The following is an 18,013-nucleotide window of genomic DNA, read 5'->3' as shown; positions in this document are numbered from 1 at the left end:
TCTGGCCGCTCCAAGGCTCGGGTGGGGGTTTAGCGGGCTGGCCCTCGCCGAGCTTGGCGCGGCTCTACAGGAGCAAGCTCCTGCGCCAACGGTCAAAAGCGAACCCATCCCAAGCCTTCCCCTTCGTTGCGCGAAAGGGAGGGGGCGGTAGTGCCGAGCCATGCTCGGCAGGGGTTTTACCGGGCAGGCCCTAGCCGAGCATGGCTCGGCTCTACACGGCGCACTGGGGGCTGACCTCGTCAACACCGGGCATAAAAAAAGCCCCGCTATGCGGGGCTTTTTCTCAGCGCGCCATCGCGCGAGTCTGTTCCAGCTCCACCTGCAGGGTGGACGCCAGTTCGTCCCGGGCCACTTCGAACTGCTGCTCGCGCAGCAGGTCCTTGACCGCCACCACGCCGCGGGCCAGCTCATCCTCACCGGCCAACACCACGAAGCGGATGCCCGCCTTGGCGGCGTACTGGAACTGCTTGCCGATCTTCTTCGGCTCCATCTGCACTTCGGTATTGATACCGCCAGCACGCAGACGTCGGGCAATGTCCAGCGACTGCGGCATCGACACCTCGTCCATCAACGCCACCATCGCGTGCACGCTGCTCTCGGCGATGCCGTCAATCAGGTTGGCTTCGCGCAACTGCCAGAACAGGCGGGTCAGGCCGATCGAGATACCCACGCCCGGCAGCTTGGACTTGGTGTAATGGCTGGCCAGGTCCTCATAGCGACCGCCCGAGCAGATCGAGCCGATCTGCGGGTGATCCACCAGGCTGGTCTCATAGACGGTGCCAGTGTAGTAATCCAGGCCACGGGCAATGGAGAAATTCAGGCAGTAAGCGGTCTCCGGCACACCCAACGCCTTGACCAGTTCCAGCACCTCGCGCAGCTCGGCGGCACCGGTACGCAGCGATTCGCTGGCCGACTCGCCGGCCGCAGCCAGCACCGCGTCAATCTGCGCCAGCGCATCGGCATGCGAGCTGGAACGCACCTCAACGAAGGACAGGATGCGCTCAACCGCGTCGGCGGGCAGGCCGAAATCCGGGCCAACCAAAGTCTCACGCACGTAGTCAGGCCCACGCTTGTCGAGCTTGTCGACCTCGCGCAACACCAGCGCCTGCTGGCCGGCATCAACCACGCCCTGCGCCTCGAAGAAGCCACGCATCAGCTTGCGGTTGTTCAGCTGTACAGCGAAATTGCCGATCCGCAGTTCCGAGAACACCGCATAGATTACCGCCAGCACCTCAGCGTCATAGCGGATGCTCAGGGTGTCCTTGCCGATCACATCGACATCACACTGGTAGAACTCGCGGAAACGGCCGCGCTGGGCACGCTCGCCACGGTAGACGCGCTGCATCTGGTAACGACGGAACGGGAAGGTCAGATCGTGCTCATGTTCAGCCACATAGCGCGCCAGCGGCACCGTCAGGTCGAAGCGCAGCGCCATTTCCGGCAACCCACCCTTGTCTGCCGATTCAGCGGCATTGGCCAATGCACCGGTGGACTGCACGAAGTACACCTGACGTTCGGTCTCACCACCGGACTTGGTCAGCAGCACGTCCGACAGCTCGAACACCGGGGTTTCCACCGGCAGGAACCCGAAGCGCTCGTAATTGCGGCGGATGACGTCCAGCATGCGCTGGAACGCGATCTGCTCGCGCGGCAACAATTCCATGATGCCGGGCGGGGTACGGGGCTTGATCACGGGCAAAACTCCTGCAACTCAAAGGGGAAACGGTCGCCAATTCTAGCCGCACACCGCCCGTCTGGCCGCATGAAGTATAATTTAGGACACTATTCCCCCTGTCCCAGACATGTCCCGGCCAGCCCAAGGCACCGAGCAATCCCCCGTTTCGTCCGTTGCGGCAGAAAGCAATGGCGTGCGCGAGTGCCTGCAGTGCTCGGTCCGCCACCTGTCCGTCTGCTCGGCCCTGTCCTGCGACGAAGTGCACGCGCTGGAGCAGATCACCGTCTCCACCCCGGTCGCGATGGGCAGCACGTTGGCCCGCGCCGGTGAGCCGCGCACTTATGTCTATACAGTGACCGAGGGCGCGCTGCGCCTGGTCCGCACCCTGGCCGACGGCCGTCGCCAGGTGAACGGCTTCGTGCTGCCGGGTGATTACCTAGGGCTGAGTGGCAGCGACCACCACCGTTACGACATCGAGGCCATTGCCGACAGTCGCGTCTGCCGGGTCCCGACCACACAGATGCGCGATCTGCGCCAGCGTTACCCGCACCTGGAGCGCAAGCTGTTGCAACGCGCCTGCCAGGAGCTGGACGCGGCCCAGGACAATGCCCTGGCATTGGCACGCCTGCAGCCACCAGAACGGCTGGCCGACTTCCTGCTCCGCCTGGCCGCCCGCGAGGCGACCATGAACGGACGCAGCAGCAACCGGGTCTCGTTGCCGATGGGCCGCGGCGACATCGCCGACCATCTGGGCCTGACGATGGAGACGGTGAGCCGCACCTTCACCAAACTGCGCCAGCAAGGACTGATCGCCTTGCCGCATCTGAATGTGGTGGAGATCCTGGATTTTGCCGAGCTGCAGAAGCTGGCCAACGACGAGTTCTAAGGCCTCACCTGTAGAGCCGAGCCGTGCTCGGCCGAGGCGTACAGGAAGCCCCTGCCGAGCATGGCTCGGCACTACACGAACAGCCGACACCGCCTTGCAGGAGCGGCGTTAGCCACGAAGCTCGTAAATCTCCAGATCACGGAGATTGGTCGCCGTAAAACGTTCCCGGCTTCGCAGCCTATGCCACTCCTACAACTGGGTTTATCAGCTGCATCCTCTGCCGAGCATGGCTCGGCACTACCTCAACGAAGCAGCTTTTCGCGCAGCGCGGCGTAATCCGGGGCGCAGGGTTCGGCATGGGCTGGACGCTTCAGCAGTTCGGCCAAAGCCGGCGGCACTTCGACTTCGCGCCCAATCAATGGCTCGACCACCGATTCGAACTTTGCAGGGTGCGCGGTAGCCGCCACTGCCCAGTGCTGGTCCGGTGCTGCGCTGCCACTGGCACGCAGTTGCTCAAGCACATGTACCGCCGTAGCCGTATGCGGGCAGAACACTTCGTCGTACTCACCATAGCGGTGAGCGATGGTCTGGCGGATGCTTGCATCGTCCACTGCCTGCGAAGTGAACGCGTCACGCAACGCCGCATCATTGCCCCTGTACAGCCAGCGCAAGCGCTCGAAGTTACTTGGCGCGCCGACGTCCATGGCGTTGGCAAGGGTCGCCAGGCTGGCCTTCGGCTTGTATTCGCCACCGTTGAAATAGTCAGGCAATACGCGGTTGGCATTGGTCGCAAGCACGATGCGCCCCAACGGGACCCCCAGTGCGCGCGCCAAGACGGCAGCCATCGCATTGCCAAGGTTGCCGGTGGGAATGACGAAATTCAGCAGCGAACCGTGCGCCGCCTGATGACTCAGCGCGGCATGGGCGTAATAGCTCATCTGCGGCAGCAAGCGACCCAGGCTGATGCTGTTGGCCGAGCTCAGCGGCACCTGCGCCTGCAGGTCGCTATCGTTCAGTGCCTGCTTGGCCATGGTCTGGCAGTCATCGAACGAGCCAGACACACGGAGCGCACGGATATTGCCGCCCAAGCAGCCAAGCTGATGCGCCTGACGCGGCGATACGCGCCCATCCGGGTACAGCACCACGACCTGGAGATTGGGCTGGTTGTGGAAAGCGGCAGCCACCGCAGCACCCGTGTCGCCAGAAGTTGCAACAACAATAGTCAGAGGACGCTCCTGCCCTGCGCGCAACCGTGACAGGCTGGCAGCAAGGAAGCGCGCGCCGAAATCCTTGAAGGCTGCGGTGGGGCCGTGGAACAGCTCAAGCACATGATCGTTGCGGGTCGCCAAGGCCTGCAGAGGCGCGGGAAAATCGAAGGCCTCGTTGCATATCGTCGACAACTCGGCCGCCAAGGCATCATCTTCGAAGAATGGTTGCAACAGCGCGGTGGCGGTCGCCGCGAGCGTATCGCCCAGCCGCAAGGTGCGCGCCACCGGCATTGTTTCGGGCACGTACAAGCCACCATCAGGTGCCAAACCGGCGGCGATGGCCTGGCTGAGCGTGGCGGGAGGGGAAGCGTTGCGGGTGGAGATGAAATTCATTTTGAAATCCGCGAAATGGTTGGTGTGCTGCTCTGGACTCGAGACCCCCGCAAGGGTCCCCCTCACCCCAATCCCTCTCCCGATGGGAGAGGGGCTATCAGGCTTAGAGCAATCTGGCGCCGGGGCTGTTGATCGGGCTTACCCAGCTTTGGCTGTCGAAACCCGCTGCTGCAAAGGCTGCCTGCACCTTGGGCGCAGCAGCCAACGCAGCATCACGGTCCTCAAACCAGGCAAAAACACTGGGACCTGCGCCTGAGATGCTGGCACCCATCGCGCCGGCAGCAAGCGCAGCGGCCTTGGCCACATCGAAACCGCCAATCAAAGGCGCGCGACGTGGCTCGACCAGCACATCGACCAGGCCTGCCCGCACCAAGCCCGCATCACCCGCATGGCAACCGGCCAGCACCAGGGCCAGATTGCTGCTCTGGGCGACAAACTCCTTCAACGCATAGCTACCCTGCAACGCCTCGCGTGCGCGGCGCGTCTCCAGCACTGCATCCGGATGCACAAGCAGGCTATGCCAATGCGCTGGCACCGGCACCGGCACCAACCGCTCCAGCGTGGAGAGCACCAGCCCCCCCAGGAACATTGGGCCCAGGTTATCGCCATGACGACTGCCGCTGGCCACTGCTTCGCCTTCCAGCGAATACCTGTATAGCTGCTCGCGACTCAGCGGCACATCCAGCAACGCGTTGGCCGCGACCAGCGCTGCCACGCAGGAAGCAGCCGACCCGCCCATGCCCGAACTCAGCGGAATACCCTTGTCGATCTCCACCTCGAAGCCGAACGGCAGTGCCAAGGCCTGGCGCAACGCGATAAGCGCTGCGCCGGCGGTATTGCTGGGCGCGTCCAGCGGCAACTCAACCGCTGTACCGCGAATGGCGACGATCCGTACTTCCGGCGCATCGATGCGACGCACCGTCACCGTATCGCCAACATCGGGCACGGCATAACCCAGCAGGTCAAAACCGACCGCCACATTGGCCACCGATGCCGGCGAAAATGCCCGCGCCTGGCGTGCCGCGGAATCCATCAAGCCGTCACTCACAATCGCGCCCCCTCGCCTGCCGCCACCCGCAACACGTCGGCAAACACACCGGCCGCGGTCACTTCCGGCCCTGCGCCCGGTCCCTGCACCACCAACGGATTGTCACAGTATCGACGCGTGGTGAACTGCACCACATTGTCGGTCAGGCGCAGATTGGCAAAAGCATGATCAGCGGGCAGCTCAACCAAGCCGACACTGGGCTGCTGGCCTGGCTTGAACTGGGCGACATAGCGCAGCACGTTGCCACGGGCGCGCGCGTCAGTCAGGCGCTGGGCGAAGCCGGCGTCGACTTCGTGCAGGCGCGCCATGAAATCCTCCACGCTTGCCCCCTGCAGGGCCGCAGGCACCAGGCTCTCCACCGCCACATCTTCCAGGCTCAGCTCATAGCCCGCTTCGCGGGCAAGAATCACCAGCTTGCGGGCCACGTCGACGCCGGACAGGTCATCGCGCGGATCCGGCTCGGTGTACCCCATTCCGCGCGCCTGCGTGACCAGCTCAGAGAACGCTACGCTGCCATCGTATTTGTTGAACAACCAGGCCAGGGTGCCCGAAAAAATGCCGGCGATCGCGGTTACCTCGTCACCGGTATCAACCAGGTCACGCAACGTCGTTATCACCGGCAAGCCCGCACCTACCGTCGCTTCGTAACGGAAACGCGCACCCGTGGACGCGGCCGCCTCGCGGATCGCCTGATAGCGGGCGAGCGGGCCCGAGCCTGCCTGCTTGTTTGGCGTCACCACATGGATGCCGGCCGCCAGCCAGCCCGCATATCGGTCAGCTACCTCGGCACTGCCGCTGCAATCGATGATCATGGTATGCGGCAGCCGCGCCGACAGCAGGTGCTCGGTGAACAGATCAAGATCGTTCGGCAGCGCCGCGGAATCAAACGCGGCCTTCCAGTTGCCATGGATGCCGCGCTGATCGAGCACCATGCGATTGCGCGATGCTACTGCCCGCAGGCGCAGATCGAGCTTGGCCCTGGCCAGCAATGCAGATTCGGAGGCATACAGTTGCTCAAGCAGGGCTGCACCGACATTGCCAGGCCCGATCAGACCCACCGAGAAGGTTTGTGGCGACAACCAGAACCCGGCATGTGCGGCGCGCAGCGCCTTGGTGGCATCACAGGCTTCGATGGCAACCGAGATATTACGTTCGGATGAACCCTGCGCGATGGCCAGGATATTGACCTGCGCACGGCCCAATGACTCGAACAGGCGCGCGGCAACGCCGGGCTGGCCAGCCATGCCATCACCGACTGCAGCGAGCACGCTCACCCCGGTGGTGAGTTGCACGCGTTGCACCTGTCCTGCCGCCAGCTCATGGGAGAACGCCTGGGCCAGCGCATCGCGGGCAAATTCCGCTTCGGCCTGCTTCACCACGCAACAGATCGAATGCTCGGAGGAACCCTGCGAAATCATCACCACCGATACATGCGCATTGCGCAGGGCCGAGAACACGCGCTCGGCCGTACCCGGCACGCCGATCAGACCGGTGCCTTCGACATTGAGCACGGCCAGATCCGGGCTGAGCGTCAGCCCCTTGATTGGACCATTGCTGGAACTCTCCGCGGTGATGCGGGTACCCGGATGATCCGGATGGAAGGTGTTGCGGATGATGATCGGCAGCCCGCGCTCGATGGCCGGCGACATGGTCTGCGGATGTACCACCTTGGCACCGAAATAGGCCAGTTCGCAGGCTTCGTCGTAGCTCAGGGCATCCAACTGTACCGCCTCGGGCACCACCCGCGGGTCGGCCGACAGCACGCCATCCACGTCAGTCCAGATGTGCAGCTCATCGGCGGCGAACAGGGCAGCGAAGATCGCGCCCGAGAAATCGCTGCCATTGCGTCCCAGCGTGGTGATATTGCCCTTGCGATCACGGGCCACAAAGCCGGTCACCACCAGGCGCCGCGCCGGATGGGTTTCGCGCCACAAGCCCAACTTGGCGGCACTGGACTTCCAGTCGACATCCACGCCGAGGTCGCCGTGGTTGACCACCAGTACGTCGCGCGCATCGAGGACATCGGCGTCTTCGCCCAGCGCCTGCAGGTGATGACCCAGCAGGTGCGCCGAGAACACCTCGCCCAAGCCCTGCACACGGTCCAGAACTTCCTGCGGCAACTCGCCGATGACTGCCAACGCCGCCAGAATCTCGCGCAGGCGTTCGAACCGCGCATCCAACCACTCGATGGTCACACCAGACTGCTCGCCCAGCAATGCCGCAGCAGCCCCACGATGGCGCGCCCGCAATTCATGCCAGCGCTCATCCCAGGCCGGATCCGCAGCCGCGGCAGCCTTGGCCAGGCCAATCAAGGCATCGGTCACCCCCTTCATCGCCGATACCACCGTGACCTGCACGGTCTCCTCGCGCGCCAGCAACAGCTGCGCCACATGACGGTAGCGCTCGGCATCGGCAACGGAAGTCCCGCCGAATTTGTGCACAACGGTGCGAACAACAGCGTCCGCGGCAGGATCGGCGGGTAAAACAGCAACTGACGACATCGGAAGAACCTCGGCTGGAGGCCCCGACACGCATCTGGATGGGGTTCCCCCGCATCCTGATCCGGGTGCGGGGCCGTGGTTTTCGGAAGTTACGCGAAGACGACGGGCCGCACCGGGCTAATGGTGGCGGTAATAGTGGTGGTGGTAATGGCGCCGCGAATCCCGGACGCACTGGTCCGACCGTCGAAAGGCGACGTCGAGACAATGGCGCTGGGCTGCGGGCTGTTCATGCCTTTCAAGAGACTACAGCCAGGATCAGGCTGTCAAGTGCTGCATTGCAAAAAAGCAGATCAGCGCAACGTCGCCCAAGCTGCAGCTAAAAGTTGCAAATGTCATCAAGCGTGAACGTCGGACATCTACCCGGCAAGCAGCATCCAACGCTCGGTCGAATGCAATGCAGGTGATTGGCAGGCCCCCCTGACCTGCCTACTGCAACCGACAAGCGAAAGATCGGTCACAGACGGACTTTCGCCACCTGACTGCGCAGAATCCTCAGGCCGAAGCCACCGTCGGCACCTTGGGACGGTGCGCGGCAGCACTCCAGATCACCCCAGCCAGCAAGCAGAGTGCGGCAAGCACTTCAACCGCCACCGGCCAGCGCTGCTGCCACAGGAAGCCGTAGACCAGCCCAAACAAGGTCTCGAACACAATCATTTGCCCACCCAGGGTCAATGGCAGGGCACGACTGGCCCGATTCCAGCAAGCGTTGCCAAGGATGGAGGCAAACACCGCGACCGCAGCAGCCATCGCCCAGAAGCCCAGCCATTCACGACCACTATGGCCGGCCCCGCCATCGGCAAACGCCAGAGGCGCAAGCAGCAACGCCAGGCCACCGGTAGCCACGCCCGTCAGCAGCGACCAGTCATGCCCCGATACGTTGGGAACCTTGGCCAACCAGCGGGTATTTCCCACCGAATAAGCGGTCCACGACAGCAACGCCCCCACCCCACACAGCAACCCGATAAACCGTTGCGTGACCGTCGTTTGCACGTGGGTCGAGGCGATGGCCTCGTAACCCATCAGCACCACGCCTGCCACGCACAGCAGCAAGGCAGGCGCCAGCCGCGACAGCGGCACCGCCCCGGGCTCACGCGCGCCCACCACCGCCACCAGCACCGGCACCATGCCGACTATCAGGGCCGCAGCCCCGCCCCCGCTCCATTGCACACAGATGGACAGCAACACGAAATAGACCAGATTGCCAAGCAGGCTCAGCCAGGTCAGCGCCTTCCAATCCGCCTTGCCAATATGAGCCCGCAGCGCAGGCCAACGCGGCACCAGCAGGATCACCGCAACCAGGCCATAGACCAGGTAACGCGCAGCGGCCAGCTGCAGCGGCGAGAAACTCCCGAGCACGGCCGGCGCAAGGAACACCAGGCCCCAGAGCGCGCCGGAGGCCACGCCATTGCCAATGCCAAACAACATCCGTTCTTTCATCAAACCACCCGACGTTCAGCGACATCGCCAGCATCCAAACGCCGGCCCACCCTGTATTGTCCCAAGCTACGCGACCTTGGACGCAAACTACGCGTCGAAGCTGCGCCGATAGCGCCCCGGGGTGATTCCGTGCGCACGGCGCATAGCCCGGGTAAAGGCACTCTGGTCGGAAAAGCCGGCTTGCTGGGCAATACGCGCCAGCGACTGCCCGCTCTCGGCCAACTGGCGCTGCGCCCATTGCAGGCGCTGCTGTTGCAACCAATGTCCCGGCGTGACGCCATGTTGGCGTTTGAACACCGCATGCAGTGCCGTCAGCCCCATGCCTGCCACCTGCGCCATCCGCGCAAGCGGCCAGTCCTGGCCAGGCGCTGCGCGGATCTGCTCGCACAATCGCTGCAAACCCACACTGTCGCCCGCGGATCGAGCGGGCTCCGCAAACAAACTGTCCAGCAGCAACGGTAATAGATGTCTGGCGACCGCTGGAGCGACGCTATCGCCTGTGCCGCCGCTCATGTCCACGAATCCGAGCAAGCTACGCACCGCCGTCGAAACAGCCAGAAATGGACGGGTACGCCCGTGATCCAACTGTGACCGCCCCACCATCGCACTGTCGCAATCCACGATCAGAAATCGATTCTGGCCGTTGCCGGCCTGCGCGTGCACCGCCCCCGGAACGATCACCGCGCCGCGCAGGGCATCCAGACGACCACCGCGCCCGTCGATTTCCAGCTCCAGGCTGCCGTGCAGCGGTAGCACCAGCTGCAGATGATCGTGACTGTGCGAATGGCCTGCCGGGCCATAACTACGGAAACTCAGAGCTTCATCGCATTGCATCGGCATGCGCACCGGGACTGGCTGGCCGCCCGCGGCGGTCACCACGGGCTGCACGGAAAGATGGCGACCCCGACACGATTCGAACGTGCGACCTGTCCCTTAGGAGGGGACCGCTCTATCCAGCTGAGCTACGGAGTCAAAAGACAAGCGCCAAGATTACAGGCAAGCGCCGCCGCCAGCCAGTATTTCTCGCCAGGCGGAAACCCGTCAGCCAATCGGCAGGTTCCGATCAGCAGCCTCCAGGACGTCGTTCTGAAGGGTCTTGCCCAGCGACCTTTGCCTGATCCGCCCGACGCCATCGGGCAGCACTTCAACGCGAACCGCCGAAAACGCGGGGGAGCAGATCAGCGGCAATCGCCTGCAATTTTCAGACAAACCCTAATCAAGAGACTGCGACCGCCTTCCTATAATTTCTGCGGTCTGCTGCGAGCTGCCACAAGCGCACGCCGGCAAAGGCCCAGTTAACGCACAGCTCATCGCCCCTGCGGGCGGCAAAACCACAACCGCAGCAACTTTCCAATGGAAGGACGGAAACAGCAACAATGAAGAAGCACCTTTTTGCACTCAGCCTGGTCGCATTGTCCATCCCTGCGATTGCCCAGGACCAGCAGGCCATTGCTCCGCCTGCCGCTACTGAGCAGCAACCGGATGAGCAGTCGCAAGCCACCAATGAGGTCGCGCAGGATCAGCCGACGATCCCCCAGGAAGAACAGGTAGTTTCCACTGGCAGCTATGGCCAAGAAGAAGTAGCCATGCAGGTCGAAGAGGTCAGCACCGAATTGGCTGGCACCGAAGAAGCCGGCAACGCTGCCCGTGGCAGCCTGAGCCGTGGCGTGAAGATTGGCGCCGGTATCGCTGCCGGCGCACTGGTCTACGCACTGGTCTCCAACAATGACGACGGCAATGGCGACGGCGCGAGGACCCCGGGGCCGACGGGCACCAAGTGATCTGAACAACGGCATCTGCCGCACCTCTTACCGGCCACCGCGCCGGTAAGGGGCGCATATACAGCCCACCTGGGCCAGGAATACAGAATGAACTGCAAGCGTCTTGTCGCCCTCTTGGCGCTCGCGTTGTTACTCACCGGCTGCGTCCTCGCGCCGGGCCAGCACCTTCGCAGCAATGCCCTCGCACAAGGCGGCCAGTCCGTCAGTGACGGCCAGGTCGAACTGTTGCCGATCACACCCAAGCTGATCGCAATGGAGCGCGCCACGCGCGATGCCAACGCCCTGCCGGCCGTACTGCTCAACTACCAGCCAGGCCCTTACCGGATCGGCGCAGGCGACATGCTCTACATAACGGTGTGGGACCACCCCGAACTCACCGTACCGGCTGGCCCGCAGCAGCAACTGAACGCTGCCGGCCGCTTGGTGCAGTCGGACGGTGCACTGTTCTACCCCTATATCGGCAAAGTAGCAGCGGCAGGCAAGACGCCGAGCGAACTGCGCGAGGAACTCACCACCAAACTGGCGCGCTATATCGAAGCACCGCAGGTTGATGTGTCAATGCTCAGCTACGCCAGCCAGCGCGTCTGGGTCACCGGTGCCGCGCGCCAGGCAGCAACCATTCCGCTCACTGTCGCACCGTTGACCTTGAGTGATGCCATCAGCCAATCCGGCCTGGACCCTGTCCAAGCGGATCTGTCCAGCGTGCGCCTCAGCCGCGACGGGGTCAGCTACACGATCGACCTGGAGTTGATGGGGCGCATTGGGGGCAACACCAACCTCTTTTTAAAGGCCGACGATCAGATCCACGTCCCTTACCTGGACCGCAAGGAAGTCTTCGTCGTCGGCGAGGTCAACCAACCTGGCGCAATGAACTTCCGAACCGGGCAGATTTCATTGAGCCAGGCACTGGGTCGTGCACGAGGCTTGATACAGACCACTTCCAACGGCGATGCCATCTATGTGATCCGTGGCTCCAGCGATATGCAGAACATGCCGTCGCAGGTCTTCCACCTGCAGGCAAAATCGCCGGCCGCGTTCGCGCTAGCCAGTCAGTTCGAGCTGTATCCCGGCGACGTGGTATTTGTCGGCGCAGCCGGGGTTACCCGCTGGAGCCGCTTTGTAAATCAGCTGCTGCCGTTCACCGCCATTCTCAGCAATGCGGCCAGTGCACACAGCGACCTGGACAGCAACTGAGACCCACAATGAAACGCAAGGATGCTGCTGCCGTGGCGCCAACGCCCGCCATGCTGACGGTGATCGCCGCTCTGACACCCAGCCTGCTGTTGACGGGCTGCGGCGCAGTGGCACAAGCCAGTCTGAAAAGCGTGGGCATTGCGATGCGTGGCAAGCCGGATATCGCAATGGATGCCGATTCCATTGCTGCCAGTCGATTTGCGCAGATCAAGGTCACTGGTGCAGATGGTGGTGCGATTCTGGTGCTGGGCAATATCGACGGGCAACGTCAAGCCTGGTACAGCAGCGACCAGAACATCGTCTTTCTGCAGCATGGCCTGGTCGTCGCCACCCATGGCGGGCCCGTGGAGCTGCGTGGCATGTCCATTCATGGAAAGAATCCTTTCGCGGACCTGCGCGGTGTCGCGCCGGGTACCACGGTACAACGTCGCTACGACGTGATGCCAGGATACCGCTACGGCATGACCGTGAGCGGCACACTGCAGCCTCTCGGCCACGAGAGGCTGAGTATTCTTGGCAAAACCCGCACCCTTCTGCATGTGCAGGAATCGCTGCAGGGCAGCGACTGGTCTGCAGCCAATCACTACTGGGTAGATCCAGGCAACGGCTTCATCTGGAAGAGCGTCCAGACCATCGCGCCCGACAGGTCATTGGAAATCATTCAACTTAAGCCTTTCGCGCCCGACTTGGGTAACCAATGATGCGCGCATCCACTCTTATATCTTTGCTGCTGTGGGCAACCTCCGCGCATGCAGCAGCGATGCCTGTGGAAGCATCTGGCAATGTGTACAACCCTGGCAAACATCAGCTCCCATCCGGCAGCCGCTTGAGCCGTCTTGCGCTGACCGCGGCACCGACCGCCGACGCCTACATTCTGGGCGCCGCACTGTTGCGCGAGCCGCAGCGCCTCGAACAGACCCGATTGAAAGCAGGCTTGATGTTCGACCTGCAGCAGTTGGAGCGCCAAGCTACAAGCAAGCCGGCTGTGGCCTCCAACATCCAACAGCTGCTGTTGTGGATCGACAGCTTGCCCGTTACTGGTCGTGCAGCGTACCGATTGGATCCGCGTGTTCTCGAGGCGACGCGCGCCTACGACCTGCCCGTCCAAGCTGGCGATCACCTGTTCTATCCCTCGCGCCCCACCACGATCACCATCATCGGCGCTGTAGCGCAACAATGCACTCTTGCGCATATCCCTTTGCAGTCGCCCTTGAGGTACCTGAAAAGCTGCCAAGCCGCCGCGGGCGCGAGTGCTGACTACATTCATGTAATTCAACCCGATGGCCACATAGAAAGACTCGGTATCGCAGGGTGGAATCGCGGACCAGCCTCGAGCCTGGCGCCCGGCGCAGTTATCTTTTTCCCTCTCGCAGAGGCGGTTGTGCGCAAGACAGCTCCCAACTTCAACGAGGATGCCGCCCGCTTCCTTGCCACCCAGCTTCTCGCCGCGCCTGGAACAAGTTTGTGACTCCCCCATTCCGACAATCGCTGATCCCGATCAGCGTCAGCTTGCTATGCCTGTGCATCAGCGCTGAACTCCACGCACAACAAGCAGCGGCACCAGGCGCAAGCGATTGGGGTGGCGTGGGCCTGATGCAAACTCCAACCGCCCGCATGGCCGACGAAGGCGAGGTAAGCATCACCGCAAGCCATACCTCCCCTTACAGCCGCTACACGGTAAGCATGCAGCCCATGCCCTGGCTGGAGGGATCGTTCCGCTACATCTCAATTGCCAATCGCCGCTATGGTCATGCGTCCCTGAGTGGCAACCAGAACTACAAAGACAAATCCATCGACCTTAAAGTGCGTCTGCTGCAAGAGGGTCGATGGCGGCCTGAAATCGCCATGGGTACGCGGGACCTCGGCGGAACCGGCTTATTCTCCAGCGAATACCTTGTCGCCAGCAAACGATTTGGTCCGCTTGATGTCAGTCTTGGCTTGGCTACGGGTTACATCGGCAACCGCGGTGACTTCGGCAATCCGCTGAAGCTCATTGATGATCGCTTCCAGACCCGGCCGAATCACTCCAACGAGGCTGGCGAACTGAACACCTCCGGCGTGTTCCGTGGTCCGGTGGGTGTATTTGCAGGCGTGGCCTACCAAACCCCATGGCAGCCGCTGCAGATCAAGCTTGAGTACGAGGGCAACGACTATCGCAATGAACCGCAACGCAATCATCAACGCCAACCACTGCCGCTGAACATCGGCGCGGCATACGCATTGAATGACAACCTGCAGTTCCAGCTGGGCTGGGAGCGCGGTGACAAGCCGGTCTTTGGCCTCACCCTGCACGGCAACCTGGCCACCACACAACCAGCAACAAAGTCACTTGACCCCGCTCCAATCATCGGCAAAGCGAACAACACAGCACCGGATGATCAAAGCAGTACCTCCGCAGCTCCAGCGCCGACAGACTGGGCAGCGCTATCGCGCCAGCTGGAAGAGAACGCGGGCATTCGCGTCAGCCACATCACTCAGCGCGGACCTGAGCTCATTGTGATTGGTGAACAGCGACGCTATCTGGAGCCGGCCATCGCTTTCGGGCGTACCGTGCGCATCCTCGACCAGACAGCTCCGGAGGACATCCGCTGGTTCAGCGTACAAAACCGCCGGCAGGGGATGCCGCTGATCGAGAACAGTGTGGAGCGTGCCAGATTCCAGGAGTTTGCCGACCACCGTCTGGCAGCGAACCTGCTCGGCATCGATATGGCCGCGCCCGCCCGTACCTACCGGCATACGGTGCACCAAGCTCCTTTGCGGCGCTTCGAAGGCAGCTTCAATCTTGACTACCAGCAATCATTGGGCGGCCCGGATAACTTCATCCTGTTCCAGATAGCAGGCAGCTACAGCGCCGAATTGCGCTTCACCCACAACGTCTGGTTGAGTGGCGCACTGAACCAAAACCTCTTCAACAACTATGACAAGTTCCGCTACGACGCCCCCAGCCAACTGCCGCGGGTGCGTACCGATGTGCGGCAGTACCTGACTAAAGCTGACGCGACGTTGCCAAATCTTCAGCTCACCGCAACCGCCCGGATTGCGCCCGACCTCTACGCCATGGGTTATGTCGGCCTGTTTGAAGCCATGTATGGCGGCATCGGTGGTGAGCTGCTGTATCGGCCGTTACTGAGCCGTTGGGCGATCGGTGCCGATGTAAACACGGTAAAGCAGCGGGACTTCGACCAGCGCCTGCGCTTCCGCGACTACCGCGTTACCACCGGTCACGCCAGCCTCTATTACGTATGGGGCGACACGCGCAAAGTGGTGGCGACACTCAGTGCCGGCCGCTATATCGCCAAGGATTGGGGTGCAACACTGGCCTTGAATCGCGTATTCGACAACGGCGCCAGCATGGGCGCGTATGCAACCAAGACCGATGTGTCGACGCAGGCCTTTGGCGAGGGCAGCTTCGACAAGGGAATCCATGTCTCGGTGCCGTTTGACCTGATGCTGCCCCGCTCCACCAGGACCCGCGCCAATCTGTCCTGGAGCCCCCTGAGTCGCGATGGCGGCGCACGCTTGAGTCGCTCCTACATGTTGTATCAGATGACTGCCGAGCGCGGGATGGATGCCTTGTTCAGGAACCGGGACGCGCTGCGGGACTAATGGGAAGGGCTGACTGCGTTCAGCAGCCAGCCCTTCTCACATCCGGAGCACACAGCACCGGCATTTCCACCCGATCAGACCTTTTCTGACGTGTAGTCGTAGTAGCCATAGCTGTAATAGCCAGTCCTACGCTTCTCAACTGCGTTGAAGATTGCGCCCTTGATCTGCACGCCATTCTGCTCAAAGGACTTTACCGCCAACAGAATTTCCTTGGGATGATTCACCCCAAAGCGCGTAACCATCAGCGTTGATCCCGCGTGTTTTGCGACAATCACCGCATCAGTCACAGCCAGGATAGGCGGCGTATCGATGATCACCAGGTCGTAACTCTTTCGCAGCTCCTCAAGTGCCTGTGCAAAGCGCGGATGCATCAGCAGTTCCGACGGACTCGGCGGCACCTCGCCCCGTGCGAGGTAGTGCAAATTCTCCAGACCGGGCATGCCTTTGACCGCTTCACTGGCATCAATCTTTCCCGCCAGCAGATCCGACAAGCCACAGCCTTGCTCAACACCCAACACCTTGTGCAAGCTGCCTCTGCGCATATCCGCATCTATGACCAATACGCGTTGCCCAGCCTGCGCAATCACCGCTGCCAGATTCGCGGCCACGAAGGTCTTGCCGATGCCTGGACGAGGCCCTGACACAAGCAGAATATTGTTCTTTGCCTCCATCATCGCAAAATGCAGACTGGTGCGCAGGCTGCGCAACGCTTCGACTGCCAGATCCGCCGGTGCCACCATTGCCAGCAGATGCGAACCCGTGCTCGCCCCAACCGGTTTACGCTTCCCTCGCCGGCTCTTGGTCGACTGCAGCAGACTGGTAGAGCTGCTCAGCGGAATCGCGGCATACACCGGCAACCCCAATTCTTCGATGTCGGCCGGATCTTCAATGCCCGGATTCAACATGCGCAGCCCGAATATCCAGGCGGTCGACAGCAAACCGCCGAGCAAAGTCATAGCCAGAACCACAACTGCTTTTCTTGGCTTCACCGGGTTGCTCATGTCCGCAACTGCCGCATCCACAATGCGGACGTTACCAACCGAGCCTGCCCGCGCCACATCAAGCTGCTGGGCCTGGTTCAACAGCGCGGTATACAGCTCGTTACTGACGGTGAGATCACGGGTGAACCGCAGTAGTTCCTGTTGCGTATCTGGCAACGCACTGACCTCACCGCGAAAGCTGTCCTTGCGCGCCTGCAAGCCGCCGATCTGCTTGAGCAATGCGCGATAGGCCGGATGCTCGCGAGTGAATGTGCGATCCAGCTCAGCCTGCTTCAAACGCAGCTGCTGGAGGCTGGTTTCAACCGCCACTTCCTGCTCCAGCAACCCCTTGGTCTGCATGGTGATGTCCACTGCATTTGAGCGGGACTGATAGGCGGCCATCGCCGCCTGCGCGGTCTCGACCTGCTTACGCACCGTCGGCAGCTGATCCTTCACAAACTGCAGCTGGGACGCTGCTTCAGCGGAGCTACGTTCGACATTCTGTCGAACATAGATTTCGGCCACGCTCTGCAGCAACGCCTCGGCAGCCAGCGCGTCACGCCCCTCGTAGGCCAACTTCAGGATGCCAGACTCCTTGCCCTGCTCAGCGACCTTGATGTCCTTCTGCAGATCAACCACAACATCCAGCCGACGCTGCTTCTCCAGGTAGAAACGCATGCCTGGGTTTGCCTGCAGCCTGGCGACTTCCAGCTTGATGCCGGCCGCCTCGACAGGCATCCCAACCACACCCTGCAAAACCTCCTCGCCGCTCGGCCCTTGCAGCACGAAACTGCCCGGGTCAATCCCCGCAATCAACGTCATGGTTTGATTGAGCAGACCGACGGGTACATCGAGACGGTGAACTTCCAGTGTCTCACCACCCCAGCCGTAACTGGAAAGGCCCATTGCTGCACCGGCCAGATCACCAGGCGAACGGCTGTCAAAACGTCTGGCGATGTATCCGCCCAGCAGCGGAAACCGGCGCGGCACTACCGAGATATCCAGCTGCAGGCGATCAACTGCAGCACCAACGACCATGCGCGAGGTCAGCAATGCAACCTCTGTGGTCGCCGCCGTACTACCGCCACCCGTCAACGAAGTCAGATCCGACAATCCCGGAATAGCGGGAACCTTCGACTCGACCTGAATCATTGCCTGTGCCTGATACACCGGTGCGGCCAATATCACATATGCCGCACTGACTACGGCGAAGAGCGCTGTAGTCCCGACGACCAACCACTTGCGATCGTACACAACGCCAAGCAGGTCACGCAGATCGATCTCGCCGTCCTGCCTTACCGAGCGTACCCGATTATCCTTTTCCATGACTTCCGTTCTTATAGTTGTTCTGCCGCCTCAGGGCG

Annotated in this window: 13 protein-coding genes and 1 tRNA gene; 6 read left to right on the top strand and 8 right to left on the bottom strand. The window is 62.2% G+C overall.

The annotated features are described in order from the left end of the window. Positions 1–283: 283 nt before the first annotated feature. Positions 284–1,693: a histidine--tRNA ligase gene (gene hisS / locus ACVOLQ_RS14995; protein ID WP_481528482.1), complete on the bottom strand. Its 1,410-nt coding sequence runs from the start codon at positions 1,691–1,693 to the stop codon at positions 284–286. Positions 1,694–1,802: 109 nt separating this feature from the next. Between hisS and ACVOLQ_RS14990 the strand changes: the two genes are divergently transcribed. Next, a complete protein-coding gene (locus tag ACVOLQ_RS14990; RefSeq protein WP_313171735.1) occupies positions 1,803–2,561 on the top strand; it encodes a Crp/Fnr family transcriptional regulator in 759 nt (252 codons plus the stop codon). A 242-nt stretch (positions 2,562–2,803) separates the two neighbouring features. On the opposite strand, the gene thrC is transcribed toward ACVOLQ_RS14990, so the two are convergent. From thrC to ACVOLQ_RS14960, 6 genes are all read right to left on the bottom strand, one after another. Continuing rightward, entirely contained in the window at positions 2,804–4,102 is a 1,299-nt protein-coding gene (gene thrC / locus ACVOLQ_RS14985; protein ID WP_481528481.1) for a threonine synthase, read from the bottom strand. A gap of 103 nt (positions 4,103–4,205) precedes the next feature. Beyond that, positions 4,206–5,135 carry a homoserine kinase gene (locus tag ACVOLQ_RS14980; protein ID WP_481528487.1) on the bottom strand — a complete coding sequence of 310 codons (930 nt, stop codon included), beginning with the start codon at positions 5,133–5,135 and terminating at the stop codon, positions 4,206–4,208. Positions 5,136–5,146: 11 nt separating this feature from the next. Next, positions 5,147–7,651: a bifunctional aspartate kinase/homoserine dehydrogenase I gene (gene thrA / locus ACVOLQ_RS14975; protein WP_481528480.1), complete on the bottom strand. Its 2,505-nt coding sequence runs from the start codon at positions 7,649–7,651 to the stop codon at positions 5,147–5,149. 492 nt (positions 7,652–8,143) lie between these two features. Further along, positions 8,144–9,088: a DMT family transporter gene (locus tag ACVOLQ_RS14970; RefSeq protein ID WP_481528479.1), complete on the bottom strand. Its 945-nt coding sequence runs from the start codon at positions 9,086–9,088 to the stop codon at positions 8,144–8,146. Positions 9,089–9,175: 87 nt separating this feature from the next. Then, positions 9,176–9,964: a helix-turn-helix domain-containing protein gene (locus tag ACVOLQ_RS14965; RefSeq protein WP_481528478.1), complete on the bottom strand. Its 789-nt coding sequence runs from the start codon at positions 9,962–9,964 to the stop codon at positions 9,176–9,178. A 19-nt stretch (positions 9,965–9,983) separates the two neighbouring features. Beyond that, positions 9,984–10,060, bottom strand: a tRNA-Arg gene (locus tag ACVOLQ_RS14960). A 404-nt stretch (positions 10,061–10,464) separates the two neighbouring features. Here ACVOLQ_RS14960 and ACVOLQ_RS14955 point away from each other — a divergent pair. The 5 genes from ACVOLQ_RS14955 to ACVOLQ_RS14935 all read left to right on the top strand — a co-directional run bounded on the left by ACVOLQ_RS14955 (position 10,465) and on the right by ACVOLQ_RS14935 (position 15,669). Next, the gene (locus ACVOLQ_RS14955) at positions 10,465–10,869 is read left to right on the top strand and encodes a hypothetical protein (protein ID WP_481528477.1); all 405 of its coding nucleotides are present in this window, start codon (positions 10,465–10,467) and stop codon (positions 10,867–10,869) included. A gap of 87 nt (positions 10,870–10,956) precedes the next feature. Then, positions 10,957–12,063, top strand: a complete 1,107-nt coding sequence (locus ACVOLQ_RS14950) for a polysaccharide biosynthesis/export family protein (RefSeq protein ID WP_481528476.1) — start codon at positions 10,957–10,959, stop codon at positions 12,061–12,063. A gap of 8 nt (positions 12,064–12,071) precedes the next feature. Next, positions 12,072–12,764, top strand: a complete 693-nt coding sequence (locus tag ACVOLQ_RS14945; protein ID WP_481528475.1) for a YjbF family lipoprotein — start codon at positions 12,072–12,074, stop codon at positions 12,762–12,764. After that, positions 12,761–13,531, top strand: a complete 771-nt coding sequence (locus ACVOLQ_RS14940; protein ID WP_481528474.1) for a capsule biosynthesis GfcC family protein — start codon at positions 12,761–12,763, stop codon at positions 13,529–13,531. Before ACVOLQ_RS14945 ends, ACVOLQ_RS14940 begins: the two co-directional genes overlap by 4 nt. Further along, on the top strand, positions 13,528–15,669 hold the full coding sequence (locus ACVOLQ_RS14935) for a YjbH domain-containing protein (RefSeq protein ID WP_481528486.1): 2,142 nt from the start codon (positions 13,528–13,530) through the stop codon (positions 15,667–15,669). Before ACVOLQ_RS14940 ends, ACVOLQ_RS14935 begins: the two co-directional genes overlap by 4 nt. A 74-nt stretch (positions 15,670–15,743) precedes the next feature. On the opposite strand, the gene ACVOLQ_RS14930 is transcribed toward ACVOLQ_RS14935, so the two are convergent. After that, positions 15,744–17,975 (bottom strand): polysaccharide biosynthesis tyrosine autokinase, encoded by a 2,232-nt coding sequence (locus ACVOLQ_RS14930; RefSeq protein ID WP_481528473.1) that lies wholly within the window; start codon positions 17,973–17,975, stop codon positions 15,744–15,746. Positions 17,976–18,013: the final 38 nt, after the last annotated feature.

The sequence above is a fragment of the Stenotrophomonas sp. STEN031 genome (genome assembly GCF_056759975.1).
This window is presented reverse-complemented; position numbering and strand designations above follow the sequence as displayed.